This window comes from Pedococcus sp. P2_E4, assembly GCF_056403935.1.
The window spans coordinates 1-12,860 of record NZ_JBFUEO010000021.1 but is presented as its reverse complement, the minus strand read 5'-3'; the positions used below and the strand labels follow the sequence as shown (position 1 = coordinate 12,860).

Genomic DNA, 12,860 nt, shown 5'->3' with positions numbered 1-12,860 from the left:
GCGCGATGCCGCGTAGCGTGCCGACATGGCAATCGCACGCTTCCCCACCGTCGTCCTCGACTGCCCCGACCCCGATGCCCTCGCGCGCTTCTACGGCACGATGCTCGACTGGGAGGTCACCCCCGAGGACGGCTGGGTCGAGATCCGCGCCGAGTCCGGGCAGTGCATCGCCTTCCAGCACGTCGACGGCTACCGGGCCCCCGCCTGGCCGAGCCAGGACGTGCCCCAGCAGATGCACCTCGATGTGGTCGTCGACGACCTCGACACCGCCGAAGCCGAGGTGGTCGCGCTCGGCGCCACGAAGCACGAGCACCAGCCGGGGACGACGTTCAGGGTGTTCCTCGACCCGGCCGGCCACCCCTTCTGCCTCTGCACCAGCTGAGCGGTCGGCGACCACCAGACACAGGTGTGCCGCGGGCGCAAGGTGTGTCCGCGGCATACCTGGTCGGCGGTGGTCAGTCCTCCTTGCCGGAGCTCATGCCCTCCTTGATGAGGTTCATGACCGAGGAGTCGGCGAGCGTGGTGACGTCGCCGACCTCACGGTTCTCGGCCACGTCGCGCAGCAGGCGGCGCATGATCTTGCCGGAGCGGGTCTTGGGCAGCTCCGAGACGACCATGATGGAACGCGGCTTGGCGATCGGCCCGATCTCCTTGGCCACGTGGTTGCGCAGCTCCTGGACGGTCTCGTCGCCGTGGTCCTCCGCGCCGCCGCGCAGGATGACGAACGCGACCACGGCCTGGCCGGTCGTCTCGTCGGTCGCGCCGACGACGGCCGCCTCGGCCACGGTGGGGTGCGACACCAGCGCCGACTCGATCTCGGCCGTCGAGAGCCGGTGGCCCGAGACGTTCATGACGTCGTCGACGCGCCCGAGCAGCCAGATGTTGTTGTCGGCGTCGTACTTCGCGCCGTCACCGGCGAAGTAGTACTTGGGGCCGAACCGCGACCAGTAGGTCTCCTTGTAGCGCTCCGGGTCACCCCAGATGCCGCGGAGCATCCCCGGCCACGGCTTGGTGAGGACGAGGTAGCCGACGGCCTCGGGGTCGTGCAGCGGCTGGCCCTCGTCGTCGAGGATCTCCGCGCTGATCCCGGGGATCGGGCGCTGCGCCGAACCTGGCTCGAGGGTGGTCACGCCCGGCAGGGGGCTGATCATGATGCCGCCGGTCTCGGTCTGCCACCACGTGTCGACGATGGGGGCGCTGCCGCCACCGATGTTCTTGCGGTACCAGAGCCACGCCTCAGGGTTGATCGGCTCGCCGACGGAGCCGAGCAGCCGCAGCGACGACAGGTCGAACTTCGCCGGGATGTCGTCGCCCCACTTCATGAACGTCCGGATCGCGGTGGGCGCGGTGTAGAGGATCGTCACGCCGTACTTCTGGACGATCTCCCACCAGCGACCCTGGTGCGGGGTGTCGGGAGTGCCCTCGTAGATCACCTGGGTCGCGCCGTTGGCCAGCGGGCCGTAGACGATGTAGGAGTGGCCGGTCACCCAGCCGATGTCGGCGGTGCACCAGTAGACGTCGCTCTCCGGGTGGACGTCGTGGACGACCGAGTTCGTGTATGCCGCCTGCGTGAGGTAGCCGCCCGTCGTGTGGAAGATGCCCTTGGGCTTCCCGGTGGTGCCCGACGTGTAGAGGATGAAGAGCGGGTGCTCGCTGTCGTGGGCGACCGCCTCGTGCTCGTCGCTGGCGGAGTCGACGACGTCGTGCCACCAGACGTCGCGGTTGGCGTCCCAGTCGACCTCGTCCTTGGTGCGCTGGACGACGAGGACCTTCTCGACGGTGCTCTCGCCGGTGACTGCGGCGTCGACCGCGGCCTTGAGTGGCGCGGTCTTGCCGCGGCGGAACTGCCCGTCGGCCGTGATGACGAGCTTGGCCTCGGCGTCGGCGATGCGGGTGCGCAGGGCGTCGGCCGAGAACCCGCCGAACACCACCGAGTGAGGGGCGCCGATCCGCGCGCAGGCGAGCATCGCTGCGACGGCCTCGGGGATCATCGGCAGGTAGATCGCCACGCGGTCACCCTTGGCCACGCCGAGCGACTCCAGGGCGTTGGCGGCCTTGGCCACGTCCTTCTGGAGCTCGGCGTAGGTGATGGTGCGGGTGTCGCCACCCTCACCCTCGAAGTGGATCGCCACGCGGTCGCCGTTGCCGCCCTCCACGTGCCGGTCCACGCAGTTCCAGGACGCGTTGAGCTCACCGCCGACGAACCACTTCGCGAACGGTGCCCCACTCCAGTCGAGCGTCTGGTCGAAGTCCTTGGACCAGGTGACCCGCTGGCGCGCCTGGTCGGCCCAGAACCCCTCGAAGTCCGCGGCGGCAGCGTCGTAGAGGTCCGCCGTGCCGTTGGCTCGCGCGGCGAAATCGGGTGTGGGGGAGAAGTCCCGGTCCTCGGTCGAGGTGTGGCCCTGGCTCGGGGACGTGGCTTCGGACACGGGGTGCCTCCTGGCGGCGTTGGCAGTCGACTCAGTCAGCGCTGAGCGGGGGACAGGTCCTAAGCCAACCCGCATCCGGGCTGCGCATCAAGGCCCAGCCCGTGGCAGACCGGGGAGCGGTCGCCGTGATCGATCGACGGCCGCTGCGCACGGTCAACGGCTAGCCTTCGCGGTGTGACGTCGACCAGCAGCGGGACGAGGGACGGTGCCGGAGCCGGTGACCCCGCAGGGGAGCCCACCTCGCGGGCCGACGCTGCTGCACGCCGGGCGCAGGCGTCTCCGACAGCCGTTCTGCGCCGGGCGTGGCTGCCGCTCTCGGTGCTGCTGGCGGCGGCTCTGTGGTGGCCGGTCGGCTTCTGGGGCCTCGACTCCTGGCTGCACCTCCCGCTCCGGGCACTGGACGGCGACCTCGTCCTGCTCGGCGCGACCGCTGCGGCTGCCTCGGTGTCCCTGCTCGTGCGCTCGCCGTGGCCGCGGTTCGCCGTCGTCGTCGTGTTCAGCCTGATCGGCTGGGTGCTCTCGGCGCCCGAGGCCGATGCGTTCCCGGACGAGCGCGAGGCGCTGGTGATCCTGCTCGTGGGTGCCGCGCTCGCCGGCATCGTCCTGGGCGCGCGCGGCTCGAAGGGGGTGCTCGGCGCCGCCACCGTGCTGGCGGTCGTGGCTGGTCTGTCGCCGGCGACATGGCCGCACGGTCTACCCCTGGCCGTCGCCCTGGCCCTGCCGTTCGTGGTGGCCTCATGGCAGCGGGTGGCACCCACCGTGCTGTCGGTGGTGCGGATCCTGCTGACCTGGCTGGTGTTCGCCCTCGGGGCCCGGGCCCTGAGCGAGGGCTGGAACGTCCTCCACCCGCGCCTGCAGGCAGGGTCCAAGCGGGCGGAGCTCCGGCTCGTCGCCGAGGCGTCGTGGGACTACGTCCGCCGCCACTGGTGGGACTACCCCTCCCAGCTGGTGGCCCACACGGCGGGCTGGTTGCTGGTCGCGGCGATCCTGGCCCTGCTGGTCGCCGCGACCCGTGCCGTCACCAGCGGTGTGCGACGTCGATCACGAGGCGACTCGTCGTCGCGTCCTGGATCGTGAAGACCCGGAACGGCAGCCGTGCGCGGACGCCCAGACCCATCGAGGTGTAGCCCTCGAAGCTGCTGTCCCACTTGACCTGGCGGAAGGTGGTGTAACCGGTGACGTTGACGACCTCGGCCTCGTTCCGCGGGGTGTAGGTGGGAGCTCCGGTGGCCGGGTTGTAGGCGGAAGCGTTGACGGTCACCTGCAGCTTGGCGCCGCCGCGGAGGGCGATCGGGAGCCCCGAGGCCTGTCCGGTGAAGGTGTTCACGTACTTGACGGTGTAGCCGGGCGCCTTGCCCTTGAGGTCGACGACCAGACGGTCGAAGCAGGTGTGGCGGCCGGAGCGGACGCCGGTGACGAGCCCTGTGGGAGCCGTGGCCTTCGACTTGGCGAGCGAACCCCAGGTGATGCCGCAGTACGGAGCGGCCTGTGCCGAGGTGGTGGCCGTGGCGGCCGTGGCGGCCGGGACGGCCCCGGCGAGTGCGGCGACGAGGAGCGATCGGGTGACCGCGGTACGAGTGATGTTCATGGCGTCCTCCTTCCGGACACCCCACTGACGCGCGTGACCACCCGCCGGTTGACACCGGCATACGGGGACAGCACGGTGCCGCGCCCCCTGCTGCGGGGACGCGGCACCGTGGTCGGGTGGAGCGGGTCAGTGCGACACCGCCTTCTCGGCCCCGTGGCCGGTCAGCGAACGCACCTCCATCTCGGCGTACTTGGCGGCGTTGTGCTCCTTGCTGGTGACCGTTCCCAGCCAACCCAGCACGAAGGCCACCGGGATCGAGATGATCCCGGGGTTGTCGAGCGGGAACCAGTGGAAGTCGGTGCCCTGCAACATCGACAGCGACTTGCCCGTCACCGGGTCGACCGGCTTGCCGGACACGACCGGGCTGAACACGATGAGCGTGATCGCGGTGACGAGCCCGCCGTAGATCGACCAGAGCGCGCCACGGGTGTTGAACCGGCGCCAGAACAGCGAGTACAGGATCGTCGGCAGGTTCGCCGACGCCGCGATGGCGAAGGCGAGGGCGACGAGGAACGCGATGTTCTGCCCGTTGGCGAGGATGCCGCCGAGGATCGCCAGGATGCCGATGACGACCGCGGTCATCCGGGCCACCTTGACCTCCTGCTCGGGGGTGGCCGTGCCCTCCTTGATGACGGAGTTGTAGATGTCGTGAGACAGGCTGGCGCTCGCCGTGATGGTGAGGCCGGCGACGACCGCGAGGATCGTCGCGAACGCCACCGCCGAGATGATCCCGAGCAGCAGCTCGCCACCCAGCTCGAAGGCGAGCAGTGGCGCGGCCGAGTTGGCCTTGCCGGGGGCGGCCGCGATCACCTTGGGACCGACGAGGGCGGCGGCGCCGTAGCCGAGGACCAGGGTGAACAGGTAGAAGATCCCGATCAGCCAGATCGCCCACTCGACCGACTTCCGGGCCTCCTTGGACGACGGCACCGTGTAGAACCGCATCAGCACGTGTGGCAGGCCGGCGGTGCCGAGCACCAGGGCCAGCGACAGCGAGATGAAGTCGATCTTGGTCAGGCCGCTCTTGCCGTACTGCAGCCCGGGGTCGAGCACCTTCTTCCCACCGGAGGCCTCGACGGCGTCACCGAGCAGCGAGCTGAGGTTGAGTCCGAACTTGCTCAGCACCCAGACGAACATCACGCCGGCGCCGAGGATCAGCAGCACCGCCTTGATGATCTGCACCCAGGTGGTCCCCTTCATCCCGCCGATCAGGACGTAGGCGATCATGATGACGCCGACGACGGCGATGACCAGGGACTGCCCCGCCTTGTCGTCGATGCCGAGCAGGAGCGCGACCAGCCCGCCCGCGCCGGCCATCTGGGCCAGCAGGTAGAAGAAGCAGACCGCGAGGGTCGAGATCGCCGCCGCCATCCGGACCGGCCGCTGCTTGAGGCGGAACGACAGGACGTCGGCCATCGTGTACTTGCCCGCGTTGCGCAGGAGCTCGGCGACGAGCAGCAGCGCCACGAGCCACGCGACGAGGAAGCCGATCGAGTACAGGAACCCGTCGTAGCCGTTGATCGCGATGGCGCCGGCGATGCCGAGGAAGCTGGCCGCCGACAGGTAGTCACCCGCGATCGCGATGCCGTTCTGGCGACCGGTGAACGCGCGGCCGCCGGCGTAGAAGTCGGCTGCGCTGCGGTTGTTCTTCGACGCGCGGATGACGATCGCGAGCGTGATGAGGACGAAGATCCCGAAGATCGTGATGTTCAGCGTCGGGCTGCCGACGTTCGTGGCCGTGGGGGCGAGGACGGGGGCGCTCATCGGTCGTCCTCCCCGATGGTCGTGGCGAGGGCGGCGGCGCGCGGGTCGAACTCCCGGTCGGCCCAGCGCACGTAGATGATCGTGATGACGAAGGTCGACACGAACTGCCCGAGACCGAGGATCAGGCCGACGTTGATGTTGCCGAACACCTTGGTGCTCATGAACGCCGGGGCGTAGGTCGAGAGCAGGACGTAGAGGAAGTACCACGCCAGGAAGAGCGCGGTCATCGGGAAGACGAACCGGCGGAACCGGCTCCGCAGATCAGCGAAGTCCTCGGACCGCTGCAGGTCGAGGAATGGGTCGCTCTCGGTGCGAGCGTCGTTGCTCACGGACACCTCCAGTGGTGGCACTGCGCGGGAGCCTCCCGCACGGCGCCCACTGTGCTCGCGCCCGCGCCCTCCCGGGAGGTATGCCGGGTGCGCCAGCGCCGCGCGGGTCGCTCGTTCGGTGGGTGGGCGGGTCCCCTGCGCCGAGCGGCGCGTCTCGCGCGCCGAGCGGTGTGGGTGGTTCGTGCGGGTTGGGGCGCCGGTCTCAGCCTCGCGCGGCGTCGCCCTGCGTGCTGCGGTCGAGGGCGAGGTCCTCGGGGCTGTGCAGCCGCACCATCGTCCGGGCGGTGTGCCGGGGGATCCGCGATGGGGTGGACAGCGACACCAGGACCGCGGCGGCGAAGGCGAGCGGGATCGTCCACGCGGCCGGCTGCGCCAACAGGGCGCCGGTCCACCCGTCGATGGGCCCGGCCAGCACCGTGACGGAGACCGCGACCGCGGCCAGCCCGCCCCCGACCAGGAGACCCGCGGCGGCGCCCACGGTGCTCAGGCCACGCCACCAGGCCCCGAGGACCAGCAACGGGCAGAACGTCGACGCGGCCAGCGCGAAGGCGAGGCTCACCATGGTCGCGAGGCCCACGGGCTCGATCAGTCTCGACGCCGCATACGGGACCAGCACCGCGAGCAGCGTCGCGAGCCGGAACCCCTGCACGACGGTGAAGTCCTCACTCGTCATACGGCCCAGACGGTGTCGCAGGAGGTCCTGGTCGATCACCCCTGCGACCGACATCGTGAGCCCGGAGGCGGTCGACAGGAACGCCGCGAAGGCCCCACCGGCCAGCACCGCCGACAGCAGCTCGCCCCCGCCACCGGGCATGACGGCGCCCGGCAGACGCAGCACGAGGGTGTCGGCTGCCGAGCCCTCGGGCAGCACCGGGAGGTAGACCTGACCGAGCACCCCGTAGAGCGGCGGGAACAGGTAGAAGCCACCCAGCAGGGCCACCACCGTGAGGGTGGTGCGGCGGGCGGCCCGGCCGTCGGGGTTGGTGTAGAAGCGGACGAGCACGTGCGGCAGACCCATCGTCCCGAGGGCGAGGGCGAGGAGCAGGCTGTAGGTCGCGTAGACCGGATGTCCTTGTCCGGCAAGGCCGCTGAGCGGCTGGGCCCAGCCCGAGTCGCGCGCGACAGCAGGCCCCCGAGCGCCGTCCCCGAGCCACACCCACATGAGGACGAAGGCGGGGACGGCGATCGCGGTCAGCTTGATCCAGTACTGCACGGCCTGCACCAGCGTGATCGACCGCATGCCACCGGCAGCCACGTTGGCGACGACGACCACCGCCACTATCACCCCGCCGAGCCAGGGCGGCGCTCCGGTCACCGCGGTCAGGGCGAGTCCCGCGCCCTGCAGCTGGGGGAGCAGGTAGAGCCAGCCGATGGCGACGACGAGCACCGAGCACAGCCGCCGGATCGCCGTGCTCTCGAGACGTGCCTCGGCGAAGTCGGGCAGCGTGTAGGCACCGGACCTGCGCAGCGGCGCGGCGACCAGGACCAGCAGGACGACGTAGCCGACCGTGTAGCCCACCGGGAACCACAGCATGTCCAGCCCGTTGGTGTAGACCAGGCCAGCGATGCCGAGAAAGCTTGCGGCAGAGAGGTATTCGCCGCCGATGGCGCTCGCGTTGCGATAGGGCGTGACCGTGCGGCCCGCGACGTAGAAGTCGCTCGTCGTCCGCGACAGGCGCAGCCCGAAGGCGCCGATCCCCAACGTCACCACGCAGACGAGGACGATCGCGACGACGCCGTATGCCGTGTTCACCGGTCCCTCACGTCCGGTGCACCACGTGCGAGAAGTCGGCTTCGATGCGCTCGGACTGGCGCACGTAGTACCGGGACACCACGAAGGCAACGGGGTAGACGACGACGGCCAGGACCAGCCACGGCACCGGGATCCGTGCGACATCCATCGTCCGCGTGGCAGGGACGAGCAGGAAGAGCAGTGGCAGGCCGCCGAGCCCGACCGCTCCGAAGGCGAGGACCCTGAGGCCCAGCCGCAGCTGGGCCGACATCAACCCGGACATGTAGACCTCGCCGAGGTTGCTCTGCTCGTCGATGTCGCGGGTGAGCGGCCGCAGGTCACGGCGCGTGGGTGCGTCGCGACGGGTGCTGGTGACCCGCACCCGGGGCGGCGGTGCGCTCGTCGGCTCGGTCACGGCCGTGGCTGGGCTGTCACGGCCGTGGCTGGGCGCGCAGCAGTCGGTCGCGGAGCTCACGGGTGTGCCGACGACTCACCTGGAGCTCGACGTCTTCGAGGACGACGCTGCAGCGACCGTGCTCCATGCGCACCTCCTTGACGTGCGGCAGCGACACCAGGGTGCTGCGGTGGATCCGGATGAACCCCGCCGCCTCCCAGCGCTCCTCGAGCGTCGACAGGGGGATCCGGACGAGGTGGGAGCCGGTGTCGGTGTGCAGCCGGGCGTAGTCGCCTTGCGCCTGGGCGTACCGGATCTGGCTGCGGGTGATGAACCGCGTGACCCCACCGAGCTCCACGGGGATGGTCTCGTCCTCGGGCTCGGTGCGCGTGGGGGTGGAGCCCGGGTCGACCGCCGCGACCACGCGCCGGACCGCCTCAGCCAGCCGGTCGGCGCGCACGGGCTTCATGACGTAGTCGGCCGCGTCGATGGCGAACGCGTCGACCGCGTGCTGGTCGTGCGCGGTCACGAAGACGACCTGGGGCCGCTGGGTGAACCTGGCGATCACCCGGGCGAGGTCCATCCCGTCGAGACCGGGCATCGAGATGTCGGAGAAGACGACGTCGATGTCGCCGGCCTCCAGCGCACGCAGGGCGTCGGGGCCGGACTCGGCGGTGCGGACGACGCCGATCCTCGGGTCCTGACGCAGCAGCCAGCCGAGCTCCTCGCGGGCTGGGGCCTCGTCGTCGACCACGAGGGCGCGCAGGCGTCGACCCGCGTCGTCATCGGTGACCTGAGGCGGGTGGCGGGGGTCCGGCTCGCCGGAGGAGGCGCCAGCCATGGGCAGAGCCTACGACGTGGGGTGGACCCCGGGCGCGTACTTGGGAACCCGAAAGGTCACCTTCGTCCCGGCGCCGACGGCGGTCTCGACCACGAGCCCGAAGTCGTCCCCGTAGACCTGGCGCAGGCGGGCGTCGACGTTGCCCAGGCCCACGCTGTCGCTGTCGGCGATGCCGTCGAGCACCCGGCGGATCTCCTCGGGGTCGGAGCCCACCCCGTCGTCCTCGATGGTGATGGCTGCCTGGGACCCCTCGTCGGTGGCGATGATCGTGACGTGGCCGCCGCCCTCCTTGCCGGCCAGCCCGTGTCGCACGGCGTTCTCGACCAACGGCTGGACCGCGAGGTAGGGCACCGCGACCGGGAGCACCTCGGGGGCGATCAGGAGCGAGATCTGGAGGCGCTCACCGAACCGAGCCTGCTCGAGGACCAGGTAGCGCTCGACGTTGCGCAGCTCCTCGGCGAGCGTCGTGAAGGCACCGCCACGGCGCAGGGCGTACCGCGTGAAGTCGGCGAACTCGAGCAGCAGCTCGCGCGCCCGGTCGGGGTCGGTGCGCACGAACGAGGCGATCGCCGCCAGGGCGTTGTAGATGAAGTGCGGGCTGATCTGGGCGCGCAGTGCCCGCAGCTCGGCCTCCATCGTGCGGGTCCGCTGGTGCCCGAGGTCGGCGAGCTCAGCCTGCGTCGCCATCCAGCGAGCGACCTCCTCGGTGGCCCGGGCCAGACCCGCCGAGGCATGCGGACCATAGGCGCCGATCGCGGCCACGACGCGCTCGCCGGTCACGACGGGGGCGATGACCGCGCTGCGGATCGGGCAGTCCGGGTCGCTGCAGGTGATGTCGCGCGGTCCGAGGACGATCGTGCGGCCTGTCCTCAGCACCTCGGCCGCGTGGTCGCGGGCCTGGCCGGCATGGTGCTCGGCGGTGCCCTCCCACGTCAGCAGGGCCCGCGGGTCGACGACGGAGACCGCGGGGGAGCCCAGCAGCCCCCGCAGGTGCTTGGCAGCACGGGCGGTCCCGTCCGGGGTCAGTCCGTCCTGGAGGTGGCGTGACGCCAGCGAAGCCTTGTGGAGCGTCGCGTGGGTCGCCTGGTCGACGTCGGAGACGAAGCCCCGCGAGGCCCGGCGACCGTGCCGCAGCAACCCGACCAGTGCGAACAGGAGCAGCATCGCACCGGCCACGAGGATGGCCGTGGGGAGGTCCAGGCTGTCCGACACATGCGCACTCTAGGCCGGTCGTGTGCCGGGCACCGGCCCATGGGCACTTCTCAGGCACCTGACCGGCTCGCCCTAGAGTGGCGCCCGTGCCCGCATCCCCCGACGGCATCGCCGCGTCCCTCAACGCCGTCGCCGGCCTGCCCGGGGTGGGCGACCACATCGCGCGGGCCCGCGAGGCCTGCGAGCGACTGCGCTGGCACGAGGCCCTGAGGCGCCGGATCCCCGAGGCGAGCGCCGAGAGCCGGGTGCGCGGTGCGCAGGCGGGGGCTGCCCTGGAGGGGGCAACCGTGCCGCTCGACCTCGTGCGGGACGTCATGCGCGGTGCTGCCCAGTGGCCGCTGGAACCCGACCCGGTCGAGCGGGTGGCACGTGGCGTCGTCCAGGCCACGGCCGAGAGCGAGCGGGTGCGCTCCCTCGTCATGACCGCGCCCTTGCAGGCCCTCGCCCGGCTGCACGTCGCCGCGGCGGCGGGGCTCGTGGACGACGAGCAGCTCGGCCGTCCGCGAGTCGGTGACGAGGCGTGCACCGAGCTCGGCGACCTGGGACCGGCGCCCGATCCCCGTGCGCTGACGACCCGGCTCGACACGCTGGTCTCGGTCATGTCGGTCGGGGCCGGGGTGCCGGCCCTCGTCGTGACGTCGGTCGCCCACGCCGAGATCGCCACTGCCCGACCCTTCGTCCGGGGCAACGGGGTCGTCGCCCGGGCCGTCGAGCGGGCGCTCGTCCAGGCCACGGGGCTCGACCCCACGGGCGTCGTCGTGACCGAGGCCGGCCACGCGGCGCAAGGCGGCCCGGCCTACCTCGGGGCGCTCGCGGCATACGCCACGGGCACCCCCGAGGGGCTGGGACTGTGGCTCGAGCACTGTGCCAACGCCGTCGTCGCCGGCGCCGTGCAGGGCGAGCAGATCTGCGACGCGGTCCGCGCGGGCAGGCTGACCTGAGGACACGCGCAACCCCCCGGCGAGGCCAAAAGTCAAGGGTTCCGTTTGGGGGCGGGCGGGGGTACACATGGGGGTAAGTCGACGACTGTGAAGTCCGACGACCACCGTGACCCCATCGGGCACCCACGCGCGGGCAGTCCACTGGTGGACCGATCGTGACGGGCTTGTCCCGGTGCGACAACTACAGAATGCACGCCTGGTAACTCGAGGTGGATCACGGTTGATGGCACCCCGCCTGCGGGGTGCCATCCCCCTGCGGGGCGGGGTCACGGGGGACGGCCGACCTCACCGGTCCCGGCGGAACCGCACAATTGCCGCGTTCGTGCCCGGCGGACGACCCAATGTTCGACGGCGCGCCGACTTTCCGTCATGCAGAGTTGCGATTGAACGATAAATGGTCCACGATGAGCAGGTCCGCTCCCCTTCGGGGTAGAGCGGATCGGCGCACCGGCTCCTCCCCCCCGGAGCTTGGTGCGTCGACGGCCCCGGTTGTCCCCCCGACCGGGGCCGTCCCCTTTCTCGGACCAGTTTGGTGGGCTGCCCCGTGGCCTCTCCCATGGTCCGCCAAGCCCTGCTAGCAGACCTTCCGTGAATCCGGACAGGTTGCACGCTGTCCGGATTTCACCGACCCCTGCTAGCAGGGCTTCGTGAACCCCACCGTGTCCACAGTGGCCGCGGCGGTGACGGCGCTGTCCACAGGTCGTCTGCCGGGGGTTGGCCAGGGGTGCCGGCTGCGGTCGGCTAGGTGCATGGACCATCGTGTGATCGGCGTTGTCGGGTGCTCGGGCGGCGTGGGTGCCTCCAGCCTGGCGGTGGCGCTCGCGCTGATGGCCTCGCGGCGCCTGGGGGTGTGTGTGGCTGCCGACGGTGAACTGCGTGGCGGAGGCCTCGACGTCACCGCAGGCCTCGAGCACCTGCCCGGGCTCAGGTGGCCTGACCTCGCCGCCGTGCAGGGCGCCGTCGACGGGGCCGCGCTCGTCAGGTCGCTGCCGGCGCAGGGGGCGCTGCGGGTCCTCGCAGCCCGTGGGGTCGTGGTGCCCGACGAGGTGGTCATGGCGACGGTCGCCGGGCTGTCAGGGGTGTGCCCGGTCACCGTGGTCGACGTGGGTCCTCGGCTGGACTGCCTTCCGCGGCGCAGCGGCGTGGTGGTGGTGAGCGGCATGTCCGCTCGTCAGCTCGCGGATGCGGCGGTCGTGGTTCCCACGGTGCTCGATGCCGTCGAGGGGGGAGTCCAGCTGGTGCTGCGGGGTGGGCGTCGGGATGCCGAGATGGCCGAGGAGGTCGCCGGTCACCTCGAGCTGCCGCTGCTGGGACTGCTGCGCGACGACCCTCGCGCCAGCTCGGACGCCGATCGGGGCGGTATGCCAGGTGCCCGCCGGGGGTCGGCCCTCGCCTCCGTCGCGGCGCTGGTCCTGGACGCCTTCGAGGGTGAGCCGATCCGGGTGGCCGGGTGAGGGGGCCGGGGTCCGCTGAGCAGCGGATCGACGAGAGCATCCACCGAGGGCGGGCCCCAGATCCCGGGCTCGTGGCCGAGGTGGTGGCCTCTGACGCCGCGCGGCTGGGCAGCGTCGGCGTCGAGTCAGCACGCACCGCGCTGACCAGCGAGGTGCTGGGGCTCGGCCCGCTGCAGGAG

At 71.4% G+C, this 12,860-nt stretch carries 12 protein-coding genes and 1 pseudogene; 5 read left to right on the top strand and 8 right to left on the bottom strand.

All coding sequences use genetic code 11. The features are described 5' to 3' along the window. Window positions 1-25 precede the first annotated feature (25 nt). Complete coding sequence (locus tag AC1DV7_RS11350) at window positions 26-382, top strand: VOC family protein (protein WP_477597229.1); 357 nt, start codon at window positions 26-28, stop codon at window positions 380-382. 73 nt (window positions 383-455) lie between these two features. On the opposite strand, the gene acs is transcribed toward AC1DV7_RS11350, so the two are convergent. Further along, the gene (acs, locus tag AC1DV7_RS11345) at window positions 456-2,504 is read right to left on the bottom strand and encodes an acetate--CoA ligase (protein ID WP_477597228.1); all 2,049 of its coding nucleotides are present in this window, start codon (window positions 2,502-2,504) and stop codon (window positions 456-458) included. 99 nt (window positions 2,505-2,603) lie between these two features. Here acs and AC1DV7_RS11340 point away from each other — a divergent pair, with 99 nt between their 5' ends. After that, window positions 2,604-3,506 carry a hypothetical protein gene (locus AC1DV7_RS11340; RefSeq protein WP_477597227.1) on the top strand — a complete coding sequence of 301 codons (903 nt, stop codon included), beginning with the start codon at window positions 2,604-2,606 and terminating at the stop codon, window positions 3,504-3,506. Here the strand turns inward: AC1DV7_RS11340 and AC1DV7_RS11335 are convergent. The 7 genes from AC1DV7_RS11335 to AC1DV7_RS11305 form a co-directional block, all read right to left on the bottom strand. Continuing rightward, window positions 3,448-4,017, bottom strand: coding sequence for an AMIN-like domain-containing (lipo)protein (locus tag AC1DV7_RS11335; RefSeq protein ID WP_477597226.1), 570 nt, complete (start codon window positions 4,015-4,017; stop codon window positions 3,448-3,450). The two genes, AC1DV7_RS11340 and AC1DV7_RS11335, sit on opposite strands and share 59 nt — an antisense overlap. A gap of 126 nt (window positions 4,018-4,143) precedes the next feature. After that, window positions 4,144-5,778 (bottom strand): solute symporter family protein, encoded by a 1,635-nt coding sequence (locus AC1DV7_RS11330; RefSeq protein ID WP_477597225.1) that lies wholly within the window; start codon window positions 5,776-5,778, stop codon window positions 4,144-4,146. Further along, the gene (locus AC1DV7_RS11325; protein ID WP_477597224.1) at window positions 5,775-6,107 is read right to left on the bottom strand and encodes a DUF485 domain-containing protein; all 333 of its coding nucleotides are present in this window, start codon (window positions 6,105-6,107) and stop codon (window positions 5,775-5,777) included. Before AC1DV7_RS11325 ends, AC1DV7_RS11330 begins: the two co-directional genes overlap by 4 nt. A gap of 202 nt (window positions 6,108-6,309) precedes the next feature. Further along, entirely contained in the window at window positions 6,310-7,860 is a 1,551-nt protein-coding gene (locus tag AC1DV7_RS11320) for a sodium/solute symporter (protein WP_477597223.1), read from the bottom strand. Window positions 7,861-7,867: 7 nt separating this feature from the next. Then, on the bottom strand, window positions 7,868-8,254 hold the full coding sequence (locus AC1DV7_RS11315; RefSeq protein ID WP_477597222.1) for a hypothetical protein: 387 nt from the start codon (window positions 8,252-8,254) through the stop codon (window positions 7,868-7,870). 16 nt (window positions 8,255-8,270) lie between these two features. Next, a complete protein-coding gene (locus tag AC1DV7_RS11310) occupies window positions 8,271-9,074 on the bottom strand; it encodes a LytR/AlgR family response regulator transcription factor (protein WP_477597221.1) in 804 nt (267 codons plus the stop codon). Between the two features lie 9 nt (window positions 9,075-9,083). Continuing rightward, window positions 9,084-10,286, bottom strand: a complete 1,203-nt coding sequence (locus AC1DV7_RS11305; protein ID WP_477597220.1) for a sensor histidine kinase — start codon at window positions 10,284-10,286, stop codon at window positions 9,084-9,086. Between the two features lie 86 nt (window positions 10,287-10,372). On the opposite strand from AC1DV7_RS11305, the gene AC1DV7_RS11300 reads away from it, so the two are divergent. The 3 genes and pseudogenes from AC1DV7_RS11300 to AC1DV7_RS11290 form a co-directional block, all read left to right on the top strand. Further along, window positions 10,373-11,227, top strand: coding sequence for a Fic family protein (locus tag AC1DV7_RS11300; RefSeq protein WP_477597219.1), 855 nt, complete (start codon window positions 10,373-10,375; stop codon window positions 11,225-11,227). 749 nt (window positions 11,228-11,976) lie between these two features. After that, the gene (locus tag AC1DV7_RS11295) at window positions 11,977-12,681 is read left to right on the top strand and encodes a CpaE-like family protein (RefSeq protein WP_477597218.1); all 705 of its coding nucleotides are present in this window, start codon (window positions 11,977-11,979) and stop codon (window positions 12,679-12,681) included. Further along, window positions 12,678-12,860: pseudogene (locus AC1DV7_RS11290) on the top strand (TadA family conjugal transfer-associated ATPase); the annotation flags it as partial. The gene AC1DV7_RS11295 and the pseudogene AC1DV7_RS11290, both read left to right, overlap by 4 nt.